Source organism: Glycomyces amatae (genome assembly GCF_020991375.1).
Classification (GTDB): Bacteria; Actinomycetota; Actinomycetes; order Mycobacteriales; family Micromonosporaceae; genus Glycomyces; species Glycomyces amatae.
Genome location: NZ_JAJLQZ010000021.1, coordinates 1 through 20,029, shown reverse-complemented (window position 1 = coordinate 20,029; position 20,029 = coordinate 1). Strand labels below are relative to the sequence as shown.

22 protein-coding genes are annotated in these 20,029 nt (G+C 72.9%); 10 read left to right on the top strand and 12 right to left on the bottom strand.

What is annotated here, in order from left to right:
• The first annotated feature begins 175 nt into the window (after positions 1-175).
• From ffh to LO763_RS23500, 3 genes are all read left to right on the top strand, one after another.
• On the top strand, positions 176-1,732 hold the full coding sequence (ffh, locus tag LO763_RS23510; RefSeq protein ID WP_230789694.1) for a signal recognition particle protein: 1,557 nt from the start codon (positions 176-178) through the stop codon (positions 1,730-1,732).
• 319 nt (positions 1,733-2,051) lie between these two features.
• A complete protein-coding gene (locus tag LO763_RS23505) occupies positions 2,052-3,146 on the top strand; it encodes an amidohydrolase family protein (RefSeq protein WP_230789692.1) in 1,095 nt (364 codons plus the stop codon).
• Positions 3,147-3,254: 108 nt separating this feature from the next.
• Positions 3,255-3,767 carry a DUF4190 domain-containing protein gene (locus tag LO763_RS23500; protein ID WP_230789690.1) on the top strand — a complete coding sequence of 171 codons (513 nt, stop codon included), beginning with the start codon at positions 3,255-3,257 and terminating at the stop codon, positions 3,765-3,767.
• 85 nt (positions 3,768-3,852) lie between these two features.
• Here LO763_RS23500 and LO763_RS23495 read toward each other — a convergent pair whose 3' ends face one another.
• From LO763_RS23495 to LO763_RS23450, 10 genes are all read right to left on the bottom strand, one after another.
• Positions 3,853-4,209, bottom strand: a complete 357-nt coding sequence (locus LO763_RS23495) for a VOC family protein (RefSeq protein WP_230789688.1) — start codon at positions 4,207-4,209, stop codon at positions 3,853-3,855.
• A 39-nt stretch (positions 4,210-4,248) separates the two neighbouring features.
• Positions 4,249-4,719, bottom strand: coding sequence for a twin-arginine translocase TatA/TatE family subunit (locus tag LO763_RS23490; RefSeq protein WP_230789686.1), 471 nt, complete (start codon positions 4,717-4,719; stop codon positions 4,249-4,251).
• Positions 4,720-4,786: 67 nt separating this feature from the next.
• On the bottom strand, positions 4,787-6,178 hold the full coding sequence (locus LO763_RS23485; protein ID WP_230789684.1) for a S1C family serine protease: 1,392 nt from the start codon (positions 6,176-6,178) through the stop codon (positions 4,787-4,789).
• 222 nt (positions 6,179-6,400) lie between these two features.
• Positions 6,401-6,568, bottom strand: coding sequence for a DUF3117 domain-containing protein (locus LO763_RS23480; RefSeq protein WP_091030400.1), 168 nt, complete (start codon positions 6,566-6,568; stop codon positions 6,401-6,403).
• Positions 6,569-6,751: 183 nt separating this feature from the next.
• Positions 6,752-7,261 carry a hypothetical protein gene (locus tag LO763_RS23475; protein WP_230789682.1) on the bottom strand — a complete coding sequence of 170 codons (510 nt, stop codon included), beginning with the start codon at positions 7,259-7,261 and terminating at the stop codon, positions 6,752-6,754.
• Positions 7,262-7,273: 12 nt separating this feature from the next.
• The gene (locus LO763_RS23470; protein WP_230789679.1) at positions 7,274-7,741 is read right to left on the bottom strand and encodes a DivIVA domain-containing protein; all 468 of its coding nucleotides are present in this window, start codon (positions 7,739-7,741) and stop codon (positions 7,274-7,276) included.
• A 21-nt stretch (positions 7,742-7,762) separates the two neighbouring features.
• Positions 7,763-8,455, bottom strand: coding sequence for a hypothetical protein (locus LO763_RS23465; protein WP_230789677.1), 693 nt, complete (start codon positions 8,453-8,455; stop codon positions 7,763-7,765).
• A complete protein-coding gene (locus LO763_RS23460; RefSeq protein ID WP_230789675.1) occupies positions 8,452-11,007 on the bottom strand; it encodes an FtsK/SpoIIIE domain-containing protein in 2,556 nt (851 codons plus the stop codon). Before LO763_RS23460 ends, LO763_RS23465 begins: the two co-directional genes overlap by 4 nt.
• 166 nt (positions 11,008-11,173) lie before the next feature.
• The gene (locus LO763_RS23455; protein WP_230789674.1) at positions 11,174-11,830 is read right to left on the bottom strand and encodes an FMN-dependent NADH-azoreductase; all 657 of its coding nucleotides are present in this window, start codon (positions 11,828-11,830) and stop codon (positions 11,174-11,176) included.
• Positions 11,831-11,914: 84 nt separating this feature from the next.
• Entirely contained in the window at positions 11,915-13,174 is a 1,260-nt protein-coding gene (locus LO763_RS23450) for a M18 family aminopeptidase (RefSeq protein WP_230789671.1), read from the bottom strand.
• A gap of 144 nt (positions 13,175-13,318) precedes the next feature.
• Between LO763_RS23450 and LO763_RS23445 the strand changes: the two genes are divergently transcribed.
• The 5 genes from LO763_RS23445 to LO763_RS23425 all read left to right on the top strand — a co-directional run bounded on the left by LO763_RS23445 (position 13,319) and on the right by LO763_RS23425 (position 16,656).
• Positions 13,319-13,762, top strand: a complete 444-nt coding sequence (locus LO763_RS23445) for a MarR family winged helix-turn-helix transcriptional regulator (protein WP_230789669.1) — start codon at positions 13,319-13,321, stop codon at positions 13,760-13,762.
• 37 nt (positions 13,763-13,799) lie between these two features.
• Positions 13,800-15,017: an oxidoreductase gene (locus LO763_RS23440; RefSeq protein WP_230789667.1), complete on the top strand. Its 1,218-nt coding sequence runs from the start codon at positions 13,800-13,802 to the stop codon at positions 15,015-15,017.
• A gap of 92 nt (positions 15,018-15,109) precedes the next feature.
• Entirely contained in the window at positions 15,110-15,973 is an 864-nt protein-coding gene (gene folP / locus LO763_RS23435; RefSeq protein WP_369432065.1) for a dihydropteroate synthase, read from the top strand.
• Positions 15,974-16,022: 49 nt separating this feature from the next.
• Complete coding sequence (locus LO763_RS23430) at positions 16,023-16,256, top strand: hypothetical protein (protein WP_230789661.1); 234 nt, start codon at positions 16,023-16,025, stop codon at positions 16,254-16,256.
• Positions 16,246-16,656, top strand: a complete 411-nt coding sequence (locus LO763_RS23425; protein ID WP_230789658.1) for a PIN domain-containing protein — start codon at positions 16,246-16,248, stop codon at positions 16,654-16,656. Before LO763_RS23430 ends, LO763_RS23425 begins: the two co-directional genes overlap by 11 nt.
• Before the next feature lie 39 nt (positions 16,657-16,695).
• Here LO763_RS23425 and LO763_RS23420 read toward each other — a convergent pair whose 3' ends face one another.
• Together LO763_RS23420 and dapE are read right to left on the bottom strand one after the other, a co-directional pair.
• Entirely contained in the window at positions 16,696-17,412 is a 717-nt protein-coding gene (locus LO763_RS23420) for an LOG family protein (protein WP_230789655.1), read from the bottom strand.
• Positions 17,409-18,479, bottom strand: a complete 1,071-nt coding sequence (dapE, locus tag LO763_RS23415) for a succinyl-diaminopimelate desuccinylase (RefSeq protein ID WP_230789652.1) — start codon at positions 18,477-18,479, stop codon at positions 17,409-17,411. The genes LO763_RS23420 and dapE overlap by 4 nt, the downstream gene beginning before the upstream one ends.
• 39 nt (positions 18,480-18,518) lie before the next feature.
• Here dapE and LO763_RS23410 point away from each other — a divergent pair, with 39 nt between their 5' ends.
• Both LO763_RS23410 and LO763_RS23405 read left to right on the top strand, forming a co-directional pair.
• Entirely contained in the window at positions 18,519-19,448 is a 930-nt protein-coding gene (locus tag LO763_RS23410; protein WP_230789648.1) for a DapH/DapD/GlmU-related protein, read from the top strand.
• Positions 19,449-19,607: 159 nt separating this feature from the next.
• The gene (locus tag LO763_RS23405; RefSeq protein ID WP_230789645.1) at positions 19,608-19,979 is read left to right on the top strand and encodes a YbjQ family protein; all 372 of its coding nucleotides are present in this window, start codon (positions 19,608-19,610) and stop codon (positions 19,977-19,979) included.
• The last annotated feature ends 50 nt before the right edge of the window (positions 19,980-20,029 follow it).

The following is a 20,029-nucleotide window of genomic DNA, read 5'->3' as shown; positions in this document are numbered from 1 at the left end:
CCCCAGGGGAACGGCCGCCCAGCGATGGGCGGCCGTTCCGCGTCCCGTCCCGGATCACCCCTCCGGAGGGGCGTCGGGACCGTGCGCCGGGGTACCCCCGCCTCACCGGGCGGCGGGCGCGCCGCCATCCCCGTTAAGCTCGTAGGAGCATCAACCACCATCGGAAGGTTCGCCCGTGTTCGACGCGCTGTCAGATCGACTGTCGGGAATCTTCGAGTCGATCCGCGGCAAGGGCCGCCTGACCGAAGCCGACATCGACGCCACCGCCCGCGAGATCCGCCTCGCCCTGCTCGAAGCCGACGTCGCCCTCCCGGTGGTCAAGACCTTCATCGCCCAGATCAAGGAGCGCTGCAAGGGCGCGGAGGTCTCCAAGGCCCTCAACCCCGCCCAGCAGATCGTCAAGATCGTCAACGAGGAGCTCATCGCGATCCTCGGCGGCGAGACCCGGCGCCTCAACTACGCCAAGCAGGCCCCCACGGTCATCATGCTCGCGGGCCTCCAGGGCGCCGGCAAGACGACCCTCGCCGGGAAGCTCGCCAAGCACCTCAAGGGCGACGACCACTCCCCGCTCCTGGTCGCCGCCGACCTCCAGCGGCCCAACGCCGTCGGGCAGCTCGAGGTCCTCGCCCGGCGCGCCGGCGTGGCCGTCTACGCGCCCGAGCCCGGCTCCGGCGTCGGCGACCCCGTCAAGGTCGCCACCGACTCGATCGCCGAGGCCCGCCAGAAGGGCCACGACGTGGTCATCGTCGACACCGCCGGCCGCCTCGGCGTCGACGAGGAGATGATGCAGCAGGCCCGCGACATCCGGGCCGCCGTGGACCCCGACGAGGTCCTCTTCGTCATCGACGCCATGATCGGCCAGGACGCGGTGAACACCGCCGAGGCCTTCCGCGACGGCGTCGGCATCACCGGCGTGGTCCTCTCCAAGCTCGACGGCGACGCCCGCGGCGGCGCGGCGCTCTCGGTCCGCCACGTCACCGGGCAGCCGATCCTCTTCGCGTCCACCGGTGAGAAGCTCGAGGACTTCGACGTCTTCCACCCCGACCGGATGGCCTCGCGCATCCTCGGCATGGGCGACATGCTGACCCTCATCGAGCAGGCCGAGGCCGTGTTCGAGGAGGAGCAGAAGGAGGAGATGACCCAGAAGCTCCTCCAGGGCGAGGACTTCACGCTCGAGGACTTCCTGGAGCAGATGCAGGCCATCCGCAAGATGGGGCCGATCGGCAACCTCCTGAAGATGATGCCGGGCATGGGCGGCCAGATGCGCCAGCAGATCGACTCGATCGACGACAAGCAGATCGACCGGACCTCCGCGATCATCCGCTCGATGACGCCCGCCGAGCGCCGCGACTCCTCGCTCATCAACGGCTCGCGGCGCCTGCGCATCGCCAACGGCTCCGGTGTGACGGTCTCCGAGGTCAACCAGTTGCTGACGCGGTTCAAGGACGCGCAGAAGATGATGCGCCAGATGTCCGGCGCCATGGGCCTGCCCGCGGGCACGAAGGCCACGAAGTCGCCGTACAACAAGCGCAAGGGCAAGAAGGGCAAGAAGAAGCCGGTCGCGCGCCGCGGCGGCCCGGCCGCCGCCCCGAAGGCGATGCCGCAGCTGCCGCCGGGCCTGGGCGGCAAGATGCCCGACCTGTCGCAGCTCAACGCCGGGGACCTGCCCGACATCGACTTCGAGCAGTTCCTGAAGGACCAGAAGAAGCGCGGCAAGAAGGACGGCGAGTAGGCCGCGGGCCCGGGGCCGGGTCCGCGCGCGTCCCGGCCGGCGCCGGACCCGCACGCCCCGGCCGGCGGCGCTCGAGGCCGAGCGGCGCCGACGTGTTCCCGGCCACTGCCGCGGCCGGGCAAGCGCGATCTTGTCGGTCCGCGGCGGGAGTGTGGAGCGATACCTTCCTACCCACCCAGGGTGGGAGGCCCGGCCACCCCGCCGCCTCGCCGCACCGCGGCACCGCCGACCCCTCTCCGCCGCCTGCCCCGGCCGCCGCCCGCCTCACCGGCGCGCCCGGTCTGGACAAGCCGGGCCTCCCGGGCGATACTGCGAGGCGATGACTTCACTCGCACCGCTTGAGCCTCTGCACCTGCGGGTCGTCTGGCTGCCCGACGACGCCGTGCGCGACGTCTACGTCGACGGGGACCGGATCACCTTCGACCCCGTCCCCGGGGCCCGCACCGTCGCCACCGGGGGCTTCGCCCTCCCCGGCCTCGTCGACGCCCACTGCCACATCGGCATCCGCCGCGGCGCCGCCCCGATCGAGAGCCTCGACGAGGCCCGGGCCCTCGCCCGCCTCGACCGCGACGCCGGGGTGCTCGCCATCCGCGACGCCGGATCGCCCTACCCCTACCCCGAGCTCGTCGGCGAGGACGGCCTCCCGCGCCTCGTCCGCGCCGGGCACCACATCGCGGCCTCCCGGCGCTACCTGCGCGGCATCGGCCTCGAGTGCGAACCCGACGAGGTCGTCGGCGCCCTCGCGCGCCAGGCGAAGCTCGGCGACGGCTGGGTCAAGCTCGTCGGCGACTGGATCGACCGCTCCCGGGGCGACCTCGCCCCCTCCTTCGAGCCCGAGGTCCTCACCGCCGCCATCCGCGCCGCCCAGGCCGAGGGCGCCAAGGTCGCCGTCCACACCTTCTCCGAGGAGGCCGCCGCCTGCGTCGTGGCCGCGGGCGCGGACTCGATCGAGCACGGCACCGGCCTCGACCCGGACCTGCTCGACCGCATGGCGGCGCAACGGACCGCCCTGGTCCCCACCATGATCAACATCGAGACGTTCGACGACATCGCCGCCGGGGCCGACGTCAAGTTCCCCCGCTACGCCGACCACATGCGCCGCCTCAAGCAGGGCTTCCCCGAGGTCGTGCGCGGCGCCTGGGAGGCGGGCGTGCCGGTCTACCTCGGCACCGACGCGGGCGGCGGCATCGACCACGGCCTCGCGGCCGAGGAGATGAGCCTGCTCCACGAGAAGGCGGGCATCCCCGCCGCCGACGTGGTCGCCGCCGCCTCCTGGCGCTCGCGCGAGTGGCTCGGCCTCCCGGCCGACCTCGGGGACGTCGTCGTGTACGACCGCGACCCCCGCGCCGATCTCGCCGCCGCGCGCGAACCCGCGCTCATCATCCTCAGGGGACGGATCATCTCCCGTCCTTGACCCTGTTTCGCGACGATTTGCGAACCGGCCTCGTCACAGCGTGCTGGCGGGAGTCCGCTATCGTGAACCTCCGCGCGCCGTTTCCGCCCGAGCAGAGAGCAATCAGCGATGACTTATCCTCCGCCTCCGGACCAGTCCGGTCAGGGCGGCTTCCAGTACGACCCGTACGGCAGCCAGCCCGGTTCCCAGCCCCCCCAGCAGCCCGGCTACAGCCCCCAGCCGCAGCAGCCCGGTTACAGCCAGCCCCAGCAGCCCGGCTACGGCCCGGCCCCGCAGCTGCCCCCCGCGGCCCCGGGCTACCCGCCGCCGTACGGCGCACCCGGCTACGGGCCCCAGCTGCCCAAGGGCCAGGCGATCGCCTCGATGGTGCTCGGCATCATCGCGGTCGCGTTCCTGTGCATCCCCTACGCCGGCGGGTTCATCGCCCTCGTCTGCGGCATCATCGCCGCGATCCTCGGCGGCATCGCCCTGAAGAAGGTCAACCAGGGCGTCGCGGGCGGCAAGGGCCAGGCGATCACGGGCCTCGTGCTCGGCATCATCGTCTGCGCGCTCGGGGCCTTCAGTATCATCGCGGTCGCGGCGGGCATGGCCATGCTCGGCACCGCGGGGTCCACGCTCTAAGGCGCACGTGAAGGGCGGCCCGGGCATCGCCCGGGCCGCCTTCTCGTTCCATCGCGGCGTCGTCCGTGCGGGCGCCGCGTCCGCCTTACATCGTGACCAGGCAGAACGGGTGCCCGACGGGGTCGGCGAAGACGCGGAAGGCCTCGCCGCCGCCCTCCAGGCGCTGCGCGCCGAGCCGCAGGACCCGCCGCTCGCCCTCGTCGAGGTCGTCGACCTTCACGTCGAAGTGCATCTGCTGGGGACGTCCCCCGCCGGGCCACGTGGGGGCCTGGTAGTCGGGGATCTGCTGGAAGGCCACGCCGGGCCTGTCGGGGGCGTCGCCGATGACCACCCAGTCGCCGTCGTCCTGGACGGGGACCATGCCGAGCAGCTCCCGGTAGAAGGACGCGAGCTCCTGCGGGTCGGGGCAGTCGATGACGAGGCCGTGCCATGTTCCGATCATGCGGCCAGTGTTCCAGGCCGGTGCGACGGATAAACCCGTTTAGGTGACGTCGTCGAAGCTGGCGGCGCGCCCGCGCGTCCGCTCGGCGGGCGCGGCGTCCCCGGCGTCGTTCGCGCCCGAGCCGTTCTCGCCCCTGGTGAGGCTCCCGCGGTTGACGCTGCGGCGGGTGGACTCGATGTCCCTGGTGGCGTCGGTCAGGCCGTCCTTGAGCGGTTTGGTGCCGTCCTGGAGGTCGCGCATCGTGGACTTCAGCGGGCTCGTCAGCATCTCCTGGTCCTCTTCGGTCAGGATGTGCTTGCGGACGAACGTCTTGGGGTTGAGGTCCTCGGGCTTGATGTCCGTGCCGATCTCGCGGCTGAGGTCCGCGGCCGCGTTCGAGGCCATGTTCCGGGCCTTGGAGATGAACCGGCGCAGGTTCGCGAGGGCCTTGGGCAGCTTGTCGGGGCCCCATAGGAAGATGGCGATGAGGATGATGACGAGGAACTCGGTTCCGCCCAGACCTCCGAACACGCTGACCCTCCGATGACCGCCTGTGACCGCTGATACCTGAAAAACCTCCGCCTAGCGTACTCCCACGTCAGTCATCGGCCGCCTCCAGCGTGACCTGGGCGCTGTGCTCCTGGCCATCCCGCTCGTAGACGACGGTGACCACGGTGCCCGGCGCGAGCTTGCGGATGAGGGCGATGAGCTCGGTGTTCTCGGCGACCATGTTGCCGTTGAAGCTGGTCAGGACGTCGCCGTCCTCGAGTCCGGCGTCGTCGGCGGGGGAGTCGGGCACGATCCGGCTCAGGGTCACGCCCACCCCCAGCTCGGAGTCGCCGAGCTCGGCGCCGAGCACGGTGTGGGTGGCCGAGCCGGTCGCGATGATCTCGTCGGCGATGCGCTTGGCCTGGTTGATGGGGATCGCGAAGCCGATGCCGATGTTCCCGGCCTCGCCCTCGGCGGCGGTCGAGGCGATCGCGGTGTTGATGCCGATGACCTGCCCGCCGATGTCGGTGAGGGGCCCGCCGGAGTTGCCGGGGTTGATGGCCGCGTCGGTCTGGATCGCGGCCATGACCGACTCGACCTCGCCGTTGTTGTTCTGGGTCAGCACCGGCCGGTCGATCGCCGAGACGATGCCCTCGGTGACCGTGGACGACAGGCCCAGCGGCGCGCCGACCGCGAGCACGGGGTCGCCGACGGCGACCCGGTCGGAGTCGGCCAGGACCATCGCCGGGTGGTCGCCGCCCTCGATCTGGAGGACGGCCACGTCGGAGTCCGCGTCGGAGCCGATGACCTCGGCGGTGGTGACGCTGCCGTCGCTGAACAGGACCTGGAGGTTCGCGACGGGCTCGGTGCCGCCCCCGACGACCACGTGGTGGTTGGTCATGATGTAGCCGTCGTCGGAGACGATGAAGCCCGAGCCGTTGCCGCCGTCGGCGGTGAGGACCGTGACGACCGAGGGCATGATCTGCTCGACGACACCGGCCACCGAGGTGAGCTCGCGGTCGGTCTGCGGGTCGGCCCCGGTGATCGACCCGCCGCCGCCGTCGCCGCGGGCGGCCCAGATGCCGATGGCCGCGCCGAGGGTCCCGGCGATGAGCGCGGTGATCGCCGAGACGGCGACGACCAGTCCGAGCGCGGGCCGCGCGGGTGCGGCGGGCGGCGCCGGGAGCGGCTCCACGGGGGGCGCGAGCGGCGCCGGGCGGGTATGGACGACCGCGTGGCTGCCCGGGTCCCGCCACGGGTCGGCGGCGGCGGCAGGGTGCCACCACTGCCCCGCGTCCGGCGCGGGAGCGGCGGGCGCCGCCTGCCGCCATCCGCCGTGCTCCGGGGGAGCGGCGGCGGGGCGCTGCCACGCCTGCTCGTCCCGGGGAGGCCCGCCGTCCGGCGGCGGGGCCGCGTCGCCCGCCGGCGCGGACGGCCGGTGGTGCGGTGAGGCTTGCGGTGGGCCCGGATCTGCCTGGGGCGGCTGGGTGCCGGAAGTCATGCGTCGAGTCTATGCCGCATTTGCCGCGCCTTCATCCGCGCTGCGATTCCCGCTCACCTCGTGCCGGTCCGTCCTCACGCGACTCCCCTTCGCCGCGGGAACGCCCGGCGGGGTCCCGGTTCGGGGGCGCGCAGAAGGACCCGCTTCACGCACGGGCGTGCCGCGGGTCCTCGGTCCGGTCCGGCGGCGGGGTGACCGCCGAGGTGGGGTGGGGCGGGTCCGCTACTCGAGGGCGCCCTGGAGCTCCTTGTTCAAGGTCGCCGCTTCCTCCGGGGTCATCTCCACGACCAGCCGTCCGCCGCCTTCGAGCGGAACGCGCATGATGATGCCGCGGCCCTCCTGCGTGACCTCGAGTGGCCCGTCACCCGTCCGCGGTTTCATGGCCGCCATATTCGTCTCCCCTCGATCCAAGGTCGCAGGTTGCGACTCGACGTTCTAGATCAAGTTTCCCCGATGACGTGGGCGAAGGCCAACTCGCCCCTCCGGGTATGTGACAAGGTTGCGTAGAAAACGCCTGAAAAGCGGCCTTTGTGACTTGCGTGATTTTTCTTAACGGCCTGTGAAGCCCGCCACTCACTCCTCCGGGTCCTGCTCGTGCTCGACGCCCAAAAGGAACGAAGTACCCTCAAGTTCTCTTCCGTACGGGGACACGAAGGTCGGGAGCTCCATCGGACCCAGCGACCGGATGTAGGACCAGAACTGGCGCACGGCCTCCGCCTTGTCGACCGCCTCGATCGGCATCGACAGCGTCACGAGCCAGTCGCTGCGGCGCTCGGGGACCGGCAGGCTCCGCACCAGCGCCTCCCACGAGTCCGGGTTCAGCCCGTTCCAGCCCAGCGCGTCGTCCGCGTAGGCCGCGACGGTCTCGTCGGTCTTGCTCGGCTCCTCCAGGCGCCGCCGGTAGGCCACCGCGCCGCCCTCGAGCTCGCCGAGCGCGAAGACGCCCTCGGGGCCGGCCAGGGCGACCTCGTCGCCGTCCGCGGCGCTCTCGGGGAGGGCCGCGGACGGCTCGACCGCGTCGAGCTCGTAGGCCTGTTGTTCGGTGTACTCGTCGTCCGGCAACGCCAGCAGCCAATAACGCATGGGCATATCCCATCACGTCCCGGCGCGCGGCGCCGCCTCACCGCCGTCCTCGCGCGCTGCCTCACTCCCGGGGCCGTCCGCCCCCTCGACGTCGCCGGGCCGGGCCTCGGGCATGGCCTCGGCGACCGACTCGCCCGCGAGGCGGAACGCGTCCTCGTCCATCGGCTCCTCGACCGGCTCCTCCCAGGTGCCGTCCAGCTTGGCCTGGAGCACCGCGAGCTGCTCGTCCTTGCGGCCGATCTCCCAGGCCAGGCGGGTGAGGGCGGCGTCGACCTGGTCGGTGCGGTAGCCGCGCATCCCGGTGTCGAACTGGACGGACGCGACGGCGGCCTCGCTCACCGCCCCCTCCTCGCCGAGTCCCAGCGGGGCCCCGGCGGGGGACAGGTCCAGAAGCGTGTCGCGGCCGGTGGCCCACACGACGATCGAGAAGGCGATCCACACGCCGATGGCGGCGACGATGACCGGCAGCACGAAACCCACTGGTGGTTCCTCCAAGCAGCTCTAAGCGAAGAACGCGACATAGGCGAACAACGCCATTGTGCAGACCGCGAGCGTCACTCCCAGACGCGGGTTGTGGGGGACGACCGGCCTGATCGGCTTCCCGTGGCGGTCGAGCATCGGCAGCCGGGGCCGGTTGGCGGCCCCCACCAGCAGATACCCCACGAGGACGGCCATCGTCGGCGGCAGGAACGTGACCCACCAGGCGGCCTCGCCGCCGCCGTCCGTGGCCGCCAGGTACAGCAGCTGCCCCGCGAGGCAGGCGACCATGCACGCGCCGTAGACGAGGAGCTCGCGCACCACATGGTGGGCCTTCGGCAGCAGCGTGGGCCGCTGCGCGACGCGCACCGTCTTCGCCAGCGCGGCGTCGGCCTCGCGCAGGGACCGCTGCGCCCGCGCCAGCTCCCTGTCCACATCGTCCTCGGCGCCGCCCCCTGCGGGCGCCTCCTCGGCGTCCCCGTCGATCCCGTAGGCCGCCAGGTCGTCCGCCGCGGGCGTCAGGTCCGGCGCGGTGTGCCGCAGCCGCGAACTGAGCTCGGCGAGCTTCGCGGACCGCTCGACGAGGCCGCTCTCGACCTCCCGCAGCGCCGAGCGGCGCCGCTCCAGCCGCTTCGCCGCCCGCGCGGTGCTCGCCGCGCTGTCGGCGTCCAGGCGCGTCAGCTCGTGGACCAGGTCCTCGTAGGCGCTCAGGCTCATCGGGACTCCACCTTTCCGGCAGGCCGGTCCTGGACGGGGAGCCCGTCGAGGCGGCCGGGCCGCACGTACGGGACGGCGAGGGTCTCGGTGCCCGCGTGCCGGTCGATGACCAGGCACCGGTTGGACCTCGCCTCCCAGGACCGCTCGAAGCCGCCGGTGATCGCGGCCAGGTCGTTCCCGGCGATGTTGAGCGCCACGATCCCGGCGCAGTGCTCGCGCCCGGCCGATCCGCCGATGTCGTCGAGGAACCGGCGCGCGCCGCGCCACCAGCCGAGGAGGTGCACGCCGCTCGCCGGGCCGTGCAGCAGCAGCTCACGCAGCTTCGCGGCCTTCCCGTCCGCGCCGTCGGCGCCGAACCACACCAGGTAGGCCGGCCCGCCGCGCGGGCCGTCCAGGATCGACCCGGGCGCGAGCCGCTCGCACTCGTGGCCCAGGCGCCCGAGCTCGCCGACCACTTCGGCGGCGGTGTCCTCCACGCCCACGGCGGTCACGGCGACCTGGAACGCGACGCTCCCCGGCTCGTGCTGGCGCCCCAGGGAGACCGCCCCGGCGGCGAGCACGTCCGCGGCCACCGCGGAGGTGCCCAGGACCGCGAGGTGCCGCCCGGGGCTGCGGTCGAACTGGTATTCGACCGTGGACATGTGGACGTCCACGGCGCGCCCCAGGAGCGCCCGCGGCGCGTGCGTCGGCGCGAGCTCCTCGAACGTCGGGTCCCCGGTGAGGTGCTGCTCGTCGAAACCGCGGAAGACCACCGGTTCGGCGTCCGAGTCGCGCCGCTCCCACAGCCGGTGCCGCACGCCCGTGAGCAGGTCCTCGGCGCTGGACGCGTCGGGGAACCGGCAGGTCCGGTTGCGGCCCTTGATGCCTCCGGCGTCGTTGATGACGGCCTGGCCGACGCTGATGCCGTCGGCCCCGTCGTTGCCCTCGTCCAGGAGGTTCTTGGCGCCCGGCAGGGCCACGCGCAGCGGGAACTGCCCGAAGATCGAGTCCTTCTTGGAGTAGAGCGCTTCGATGCCGGAGATGGTCTGGCTGGCCAGGACCAGGTGCACGCCGTAGGAGCGGCCCTTGCGGGCGAGCTCCTCCAGGTGCGCGACCGCCTCGCCCGCGAGCCGGTCGTTCCCGGCGAACAGCACGTGGAACTCGTCGACGACCGCGACGATGCGCGGCAGCCGCACCTCGGGCCGCAGCTCCCGCAGCCGCGCCAGCCGGGTCGCCCCGGCCCGCTTCATCAGCCCGGCGCGCCGCGACAGCTCCGCGCGCAGCGCCCCGAGCACGGCCACGCCGTACTCGCGGTCGGACTCGACTCCGACGGCCCTGACGTGCGGGATCCACGACGGGTCCAGGTGCGAGGGCGTGAACTCGGTGAACGAGACGCCCTCCTTGAAGTCGAGGAGGTACAGCTCCAGTTCCTCGGGGGAGTAGCGGGTCGCCAGGCCGTACAGCACGTCGAGGAGGAACACGGTTTTGCCGCCGCCGGTGCGCCCGCCGATGAGCCAGTGCGGGGTCGCGTCGTCGAAGGACACCTCGACGTCGCCGCCGGTGGCGCTCCCGGCCTGGTCGCGGCCGATCACGGTGGTCAGCCCGTTCCGGCTCGACGCGGTCCACAGCTCCTCGGGGACCAGGTCGGACACCGACAGCTCGCCGGCCTCGCGGCGCTGCTGCGCCCTGGCGCCGTACACGGCCCGGGCGAGCGCGGGCGGCGGGGCCGGGTCGAGGGCCACCGGCAGCGGCAGCGTCCCCAGCCGCACCTCGCCCGGCTTGCAGGACAGGTGGGTCGCGTGCTCGATCGCCGGGAGCGGCTCGCGGTGCGGGGCGCCTCGCCATCCGCACAGGACGAGGTGGCAGCGGGCGGAGGGGCCCGCGTGGGCGAGGGCCGCGAGGCGCTCGCGCATGGACTTGCCGACCTCGGGCGGCAGCCCGGCGACGACGATGAGGTGGAAGGGCCGGTCGGCGATCGGCAGGCCGCGGGCGCTGATGTCGCGCAGCTCGGTGAGCCGCTTCTCGGCGGCGGTGAGGATGCGGCCGAGCGCGAGGTGGTCGGTGGCGACGGGCCCGGCGATCCCGGCGTCCACGAGCGCGGTCGCGGGCGCGAAGACCTGGCCGAGCGTCACGCCGTCGACCAGGCTCACCTCGAGGTTCCGGTGCGCGGCGGTGATCCGCAGCAGCAGCGACTGGAGCATCCCGGCCACGCGCGGGTCGGCCGCGTCGGCGTCGCACACCAGGTGGCCCTTGCCGAGCAGGCCCGCCAGGGCGGGGAACGCGGGCGCGTCGTCGAGCTCGGCCTCGCCGATCCGGACCGCCGCAGAGGACGGCTCGTCCGTCCATACGGGAGTGTTCGGCGCGGTCGCGGCGAGGTCCCGCCCGAGCCAGCCGGTCGCGGCCGCCTCGGCGGCGGCCCGGAGCCTCCCGGCGAGGTCGCGGCGGCGGCGCTCGGTGTCGTCGGCCGCCATCCGGGACGCGGAGTCCGTGATCAGGCGCTCGGCCCGGTCGGCGGCCCCGGCGGCCTCGCGCAGCCGCGCGGCGGCCTGCTCCAGTTCGGTCCGCCAAGTCAAAGCCGCCTCCTGGGGGTCTGGGCCATGTCGCGGTACGGAGCGGCACCATGGTGCGGTTCCGTGCCGCCGTTCCCAGCCTACCGGTGGCGGACCCCGCGCGAGATGACCGGAGCGGTGCCGGAAACGACTGCGGCCCAATGTGAACACGTCACACGGGCATCGTGCGTCACTCGCGTGCCCCCAGTGTGCGGCCGAGGCGCGCCCCCAGGTCGCGGGCGCGCCGCACCGCCTCGGCGTACTCGCGTTCGCCGCGGCGGGCCCGCTCCGCGCGGGCCGGGTCGCGTCCGGCGAGGGTCAGCCCGGCCGCGACGGTGGCGACGTCCATGCCCATCTCCTCACCGAGGACGAGTTCGAGCACGGGCGTGGCGTGGTCGCGGCCCGCGTTGGGCGCGCCGGGCCCGTAGTCGCCGCCGCGCGTGGTCACGACGACCGCCGGGCGGCCGGCCAGGGGCGCCTCCGAGACTGCCGACGGCGCGGTCCTCCCCGGCACGTGCACGTGGTCGATCCAGGCCTTCAGCGCCGAAGGCAGCGAGTAGTTGTACAGCGGGAAGTCCACGACCAGGGCGTCCGCGTCGAGCAGCTCCGCGATGAGCCGCTCCTGCAGCGCCTCCGCGGCCGGGTCCGGTGCGCCGCCGGACCGCAGCGGCGCGGCCCAGTGCAGTTCCGGATGCGGCAGGTGCGGCAGCGGGTCGGCGTGGAGGTCCCGGTGGACGACGGTGTTGCCGGGCGCCGCGGCGAACGCCGTCGCGAACGCCCGGGTGATCGCGCGCGACCGCGAGTCGACGAGCTCGGCCGAAGCGTCCAGGTGCAGCAGGGTCGCCATGGTCGCAGTCCTTCCGGTAGGTCGTGGAGGCGGCCGCCCGCCCGTTCGCCGGGCCTCCTCGACACCGCCGGGCCCGGCCGCCCGCTAATGCGTGAACAGGCCCAGCGCCAGGTCCGCGAGGTACGCCGGGTCGTCGGCGCCGCACAGCTCGCGCGCGGAGTGCATCGACAGGATCGGCAGGCCCACGTCCACGGTGAGGACGCCCAGCTGCGTCCCCGAGATCGGGCCGATGGTGGTGCCGCCGGGGATGTCGTTGCGGTTCACGTAGGTCTGCCACGGGATCCCCGCCGCGTCGGCCGAGCGCCGGAACAGGGCCTGCTCCTCGGCGCCGCTGGCGTACCGCTGGTTCGCGCTGACCTTGATCATCGGGCCGCGGCCGGGGACCGGCCGGTGGCCCGGCTCGTGCTTCTCGGCGAAGTTCGGGTGCACGGCGTTGCCGGTGTCGGAGGACATCATCGCGGAGCGGGCGATCGCGCGCGCGTACGTCTCGAAGTCGTCGCCTACGAGCCGGTGCAGCACCGATTCGAGGAACGGGCCCTGCGCGGCCGAGTAGGTCATGGAGCCGACCTCCTCGTAGTTGAACGAGGCGAGGACGGGGACCCGGGCCCCGGTGCCCTCGGCGGCGATGAGCGCCGCGAGCCCGGCGTGGGTGCTGGTGAGGTTGTCGAGGCGCCACGCGGCGAACAGCTCCCCGTCCTTGCCGAGGTAGGCGGGCCGGTCGAGCGCCACGGTGAACAGGTCGTGGCCGAACACGTCCGCCGCGTCGACCCCGGCCTCGGCGGCGATGAACTCCAGGAACTCGCCCTCGCGCGGCTCGCCCAGGCCCCAGATCGGCGTCAGCTGCGACTGCGCGTTGAGCTTCTGGCCCTCGTTGGCGCCCCGGTCGAGGTGGATCGCCAGGCGCGGGACGCGCAGCAGCGGCCGGTCGACGTGGACGAGCACCTCCGAGCCGTCGCGCATGACCAGGCGCCCCGCGACCGACAGGTCCCGGTCGAGCCAGGTCTGGTGCGGCACGCCCCCGTAGACCTCGACGGCGATCTGCTTCCAGCCCGCGCTGCCGGTGTCCGGCCGGGGCTTGACCTTGAACGTCGGGGTGTCGGTGTGCGCGCCGAAGATCCGGAAGCCCTCCACGTCCTCGTCGCCGACGCGCCAGGCGATGAGGGAGCCGTCGCGGACCGCGTAGCACCCGCCGGGTCCGGTCGGCCACTCGTCGGCCTCCGCCAGCCGCCGGAACCCGGCCGCCTCGAGCCTGCGGCCCGCCTCCGCGCACGCGTGGTAGGGCGTGGGGCTCGCCTCGATGAACGCGGCGAGGTCGTCGGTGTGGGACCGGTCGAAACGGGGCATCGTCGTTCCTTCACTGGCACGGATCGGGCGGGGGTCTGGAATTGTACTTGGGCGCACTCCAGCGGCGGCATCGCCGCGACGCGGCGCGATGCGGGCGGCGGCCGACGCCGCCGCCTCCCGGCCGCGCTGGTTCACAATGGGGGCATGGACGATCTGCTGGGCGTGGTGCGCGCCGTTCACGAGATCTCGATGGTCACGAACACCAGGTTGGAGCCGGTGCTGAGCCGGCTCCGGCTCACCTACCAGACCGCGCAGGCGCTGTGGGCCGTCGACCCGGACCTGCCCGCGCCGCCGATGCGGGCGGTGGCGCAGCGCCTCCACTGCAACGCCTCCAACCTGACGTTCATCGCGAAGCAGCTGGAGGACCGCGGCTACGCGGCGCGGCGGCGCGACCCGCGGGACGGCCGCTCGAGCGTGCTCGAGCTGACCGCGGCGGGCGTGCGGGCGCGCGGCGAGGTCATCGAGGCCGCGCTGGAGGCGACCCCGTTCGCCGCGCTGCCGCCCGAGGACCTGCGCGCCCTCGCCGGGACGCTCGCCCGGGTCGCCGAGACCGGGTCCGCCCCCGCCAATTTACTTCAAGACTTGTAGTACTCTTTCAATTAGTTCAAGACTTGAAGGAGTTTGCATGTCGACGCTCGGCAGCCCGCTCGCACTGCGCGGCGGGACCACACTTCGGAACCGCATCGTCAAGGCCGCCATGGAGGAGCAGCTCGCCGGCCCCGGACAGCAGCCCGACGGGCGCCTCGAGGCGCTCTACCGCCGGTGGGGCGAGGGCGGCGCCGGACTCCTCCTCACCGGGCACGTCATGATCGACCGCCGCGCCGTCGCCCAGCCGGGCGACGTCGTGCTCGACGAGGCCAGCGACCTCGAGCCGTTCCGGCGCTGGGCGGCGGCCGCGGGCGACACGCCGGTCTGGATGCAGATCAACCACCCCGGCCGCATCGTCCTGCGCGACACCGGCGCCACCGCCCTGGCGCCGTCGGCCGTGCCGCTCGACGTCGGAGGGCTCTCCCGCCTCTACCCCGCGCCGAGGCCCATGACGGAGGCGGACCTGCGGACCGTCATCGACCGGTTCGCGCAGACCGCCCGACTCGCGCAGCAGGCCGGGTTCCCCGGCGTCGAGGTCCACGCCGCCCACGGCTACCTCCTCTCCCAGTTCCTGTCGCCGCTGGCCAACCGCCGCGACGACGCGTGGGGCGGACCGCTCCGCAACCGGGCCCGCCTGCTGCTGGAGACCGTCGAAGCCGTCCGCGACCGCACCGGTCCCGGCTTCGGCGTCGCGGTCAAGCTCAACTCCGCGGACTTCCAGCGCGGCGGCTTCGCGATCGACGACGCGCGGCAGGTCGTCGACTGGCTCAGCGGCAGCGTCGACTTCGTGGAGCTCTCCGGCGGCAACATCGAGTCGCTGACCAGGCCGCTGCGCCCGGCCGACGAGCGCACGCTCGCGCGCGAGGCCTACCTCATCGACCTCGCCGGCCGCCTGGTCGACGAGACGGCCGCACCGCTCATGCTCACCGGGGGCATCCGCCGCCGCGAGATCGCCGAACGCGTCGTCGAGCGCGGATTCGCGCTCGCCGGCGTCGCGACCGCCCTGGCGCAGCGGCCCGACGTCCCGCTCCGGTGGCTCGCGGGCGAGGACGCCCCGGTCGAGCCCCCGTGCTCGCTCATCCGGTCCAAGCCGGTACGGGCGGCCGCCGTCCAGGCCGCGATCACCGGGCGGCTCCAGTCGATCGGAGGCGGCAGGGACACGCCTCCCCGCCCGCCCGCCGTCGCCCTCCTCGTCGACCGCTACCGGCGCTCCCGCCATCTGGCCCGGTACCGCCGGGACCGCGCCGCCCGCTGAGGCGGGCGGCGCCGGCGCCGCCCGCGACCCGAGCCCGACCGCGCCGCCGCGCCGGTTTGCAATTTCGGCCGCGGGTGGCCGACCATGGAGCAATGCGAGCGTTGAGACTTGGCCGACGGGTGTTCGATGACGGCGACTACGCGGTGATGGCGATCGTCAACCGCACGCCCGACTCATTCTTCGACTCGGGGGCCACGTTCGCGTTCGAAGCGGCCGTGGCCGCCGTCGACAACGCGGTGGCGAGCGGCGCCGACATCGTCGACGTCGGCGGCGTCAAGGCCGGCGACGGGCCCGAGGTCACCGTCGCGGAGGAGATCGAGCGGGTCGTGCCGTTCATCGCCGCCGTCCACGACAAGCACCCCGACCTCGTCGTCTCCGTCGACACCTGGCGCGGCGAGGTCGCCCGCGAGGCCGTCGCCGCCGGGGCCGAGCTCATCAACGACACCTGGGCCGGGTGGGACCCGGCGGTGATCGAGGTCGCCGCCGACACCGGCGCGGGCCTCGTCGTCTCCCACACCGGCGGGCTCGAGCCGCGCACCGTCGCCGCGAAGGCCGTCTACGGCGACGTCGTGGCCGAGGTCCGGGCCGAGCTCGTCGGGCGCGCCGAGGCGGCCGTGGCCGCGGGCGTCCGCGCCGACGGGATCCTCATCGACCCGACCCACGACTTCGGCAAGACCACCTACCACTCGCTCGACCTGACCCGCCGCCTCGACGAACTCGGCGGCACCGGCTGGCCCGTGCTGGTCGCCCTGTCCCGCAAGGACTTCGTCGGCGAGACCCTGGACCTGCCGGTCGACCGTCGCCTCAACGGCACCCTCGCGGCGACCGCGGTCTCGGCCTGGAACGGCGCCCGCGTCTTCCGCGCCCACGACGTCGCCGCCACCCGCGAGGTCCTCGACATGGTCGCCGCCATCAAGGGCGACAAGCCCCCGAAGGCCCCCCGCCGCAGCCTCTGAATTCTTGACCCGTGTTACACTGTTTATGTGTAACACGGATGGAGGCATCATGTCGAACCTGACGCTCAGCATCGACGACGAGCTGCTCCGACGCGCGCGCATGCGTGCCCTGGAGCTCGATACCACTGTCAACGCCGTAGTGCGCGAGTACCTCGAAGGGTTCGCTGGAGAAAGCCCCACGAAGCGGGCGCTGGCCGATTTCCTCGATCTCACCGAGGGCGTCTCGGCGTCGAGCGGGCCTGACGGCCGCGGCTGGACCCGCGAGGACCTCTATGACCGGTAGAGCCTTCCTCGATACGAACGTCCTGGTCTACGCCGTCGACGACGCCGACCCCGAGAAGAAGAAGGCCGCACGGGCCCTGCTCGCGCAGGCGGAGAACGTCGTCATCTCGGCACAAGTGCTCAACGAGTTCTATGTGACGGTCACACGCAAGCTCAAGCCCGCCGTCGACGCCGAGGCCGCCGGGCACATGGTCCGCAAGCTGGCCCGGCTTCAATGCGTGCCGGTCGATGCGCAGCTGGTCCAGTTGGCGCTCCGGGCCGGGCAGCGCTGGCAGCTGTCGCACCGGGTCTCGCTCGTCGTGGAAGCGGCGCGTCAGTCCGGATGCGTGAAGGTCCTCACCGAGGACCTCGCCGACGGCGCCTCCTACGACGGCCTCGTCATCGAGAACCCGTTCCGTTGACCCGGACGGGACCGCCTGCGGCGGCAGCGCGGCAGGCGGTCACTCGTCGGGGCCGCCGGCCCGCCTCATGTGGTCGACGGCCTCGTCGAGGTCGTCGGTGACCATGAGCAGGTCCACGTCCTTCGGGCTGATCTTGCCCTCGGCCAGCATGGAGTTGCGCAGCCAGTCGGCCAGGCCGCCCCAGTAGCCGGTGCCGATCAGCGCGATCGGGAACTTGCCGACCTTCCCCGTCTGCACCAGCGTGAGCGACTCGAACAGCTCGTCCATGGTCCCGAAGCCGCCCGGCAGCGCGCAGAACCCGCACGAGTACTTCAGGAACATGACCTTGCGGACGAAGAAGTACTTGAAGTCGAGCTCGACGTGCACGAACTCGTTGATGCCCTGCTCGAACGGCAGCTCGATGCCGAGCCCGACCGACTTGACGCCCGCCTCGACGGCGCCGCGGTTGGCGGCCTCCATCGTGCCGGGCCCGCCGCCGGTGATGATCGAGAACCCGGCCTCCCCGAGCTTGCGGCCCAGCTCGACGCCGAGCTTGTACTCCTCGGAGTCGACCGGCGTGCGGGCCGACCCGTAGACGCCGATGGCGTCGCCCAGGTCCGCCTCCTCCATCGCGTCGAAGCCCTCGACGAACTCGGCCTGGAACTTCATGATCCGCCAGGCGGCCCGCTGCTTCCACTCCTCCTCGTGGGCGATGTCCAGCAGGTGCTGGTCGGCGGTGATGCGCCGGTCGCCCGAGAGGACGCGTCGCTCGGTCATGGTGCCTCCACATAGGCTCGAAGTGCCTCGGCGCAGGACCGGATGCGCGGAATCTCCACGCGCTCGTCCTGCTTGTGGGCGAGGTTCGGGTCGCCCGGCCCGAAGTTCACCGCCGGGATGCCCAGCGTCGCGAAGCGCGCCACATCGGTCCAGCCGAGCTTGGCCCGGAACCCGCCCCCGGCGGCCGCGACGAACTCGGCGGCCTCCGGCCGGTCCAGGCCCGGACGGCACGACGGCGCCGAGTCGGTCACCGCGACCTCGAAGCCCGCGAACACCTCTCGCAGGTGCGCCTCGGCGGCGGCCTCGTCGCGGTCGGGCGCGAACCGGAAGTTCACGTCGACCCAGGCCTCGTCGGGGATGACGTTCCCGGCGACCCCGCCGCCGACGAACACCGCGTTCAGGCCCTCCCGGTACGCGCAGCCGTCGACCTCGACCTCCCGCGCCTCGTACGACCCGAGCCGCTCCAGGACCGCCGCGGCCTTGTGGATCGCGTTCTCGCCCTTCCAGGACCGCGCCGAGTGGGCCCGCTTCCCGCGGGTCGTCACGCGCACCCGCATCGTGCCCTGGCACCCGGCCTCGACCAGGCCGTACGTCGGCTCCAGGAGGATCGCGAAGTCCGACTCCAGCAGGTCCGGGCGCGACTTCGACAACCGGTTGAGCCCGTTGCGCTCGGCCTCGATCTCCTCGCAGTCGTAGAACGCGAAGCTCAGGTCGAACTTCGGGTCCTTCACCGTCGCGGCGATCCACAGCGCCAGCGCCGTGCCCGACTTCATGTCCGAGGTGCCCAGGCCCCACAGGACGTCGCCGTCGAGGCGGGTCGGGAAGTTGTCGTTGACCGGGACGGTGTCGAGGTGCCCGGCGAGCATGACGCGCCGTCCCCGGCCCAGGCCCGTGCGGGCCACGAGCGTGTTGCCGACGCGCTCGGTCGTCAAGTGCCCCAGGCCCTTGAGGGCCGCCTCGACCTCGTCGCAGATCGCGGCCTCGTCCCCGGAGACCGACGGGACGTCGCACAGGGCCCTGGTCAGCGCGACCGGGTCGGCGAGGACTGCCTCACTCAAAACTGTCACATCCGCAGACGATACCCGCCCCCTCGCTAGGCTCTGTGGATGAGTGAATTCCTGACTGACGCAGCCTGGGGGGTCGGCGTCGCCACGCACGCCGCCGACGGCACGGTCCTCGACGTGTGGTTCACCCGCCTCGGCCTCGGCGAGGCGCCCACCGGTGTGGCCGCCCCCGCGATCGACCGGGTGAACCCGGCCGGGACGGCCTCCAAGGGCCTCGCCGTCACGGTCAAGTCCCTCGCCGACGCGCCCGTCGACACCGCCGACGTCTACCTGCGCCTGCACCTGCTCTCCCACCGCTTCGTCATCCCGCACTCGATCAACCTCGAGGGCATCTTCGGGCTCCTGCCGAACAACGCCTGGACCGACTTCGGCCCGATCCCGGCCGACGCCGTCAACGCCGCGCGCCTGCGCCTGCGCTCCGAGGGCCACACCCTCGAGGTCAAGTCCCTCGACAAGTTCCCGCCGATGGCCGACTACGTGACCCCCGCCGGGGTCCGCATCGCCGACGCCTCGCGGGTGCGCCTGGGCGCGCACCTCGCCCAGGGCACCACGGTCATGCACGAGGGCTTCGTGAACTTCAACGCCGGGACGCTCGGCAACTCGATGGTCGAGGGCCGCATCTCGGCCGGGGTCCTGGTCGGCGACGGCTCGGACATCGGCGGCGGCTCCTCGATCATGGGGACGCTCTCGGGCGGCGGCAAAGAGGTCATCTCCATCGGCGAGCGGTGCCTCCTGGGCGCCAACTCGGGGCTGGGGATCTCCTTGGGCGACAACTGCGTCGTGGCCGCCGGCTGCTACGTGACCGCGGGCTCGAAGGTGACGCTGCCGGACGGCTCGGTCGTCAAGGCCGCCACCCTCTCGGGCAAGGACGACCTCCAGTTCTGGACCAACACGCAGACCGGCGTCCTCGAAGTGCGCCCGCGCTCGGGCACGTGGGGCGAGCTGAACGCCGCCCTCCACAGCTCCCAGTAGGGGCCGCGCGGGAGGCGTCCCATCGGATCGTGAGGAAGGGCCCCGGCGCCGCCGGGGCCCTTCCCTCCTTTGGTCGTAGTACTTCAGTGCCATGCGCGGCCCGAAACACCGTTCCGAAGGCCCATGCGCGGGCCCCCGGCCCCGAATACCGTGGTCGGCATGGACAGAGTCGGAGATTTCGGCGGGGCGAACCCCACCGCCGCGGGTTTCGTCGTCACCACCACTGAGAACGTGCCCGGATACGAGGTGCTCGACACCCACGGCGAGGTCTTCGGTCTGACCGTGCGCTCGCGGAACCTGGCCTCCGACATCGGCGCGGGCTTCAAATCGATCCTCGGCGGCGAGCTCAAGGGCCTCACCAAGGCCCTCGCCGCCTCCCGCGAAGAGGCCCTCACCCGCATGGTCGAACAGGCCAAGGGCCTGGGCGCCAACGGCGTCGTGATGATGCGCTTCGACGTCTCCGACGCCCGCGACCTCGGCACCGAGGTCTGCGCCTACGGCACGGCCGTCACCGTCCGCAAACTCGCCTAGGGGCCGGCGAACACCCCCGGCCGCGCACGCCGGGAAGCCCGCCTACGGGA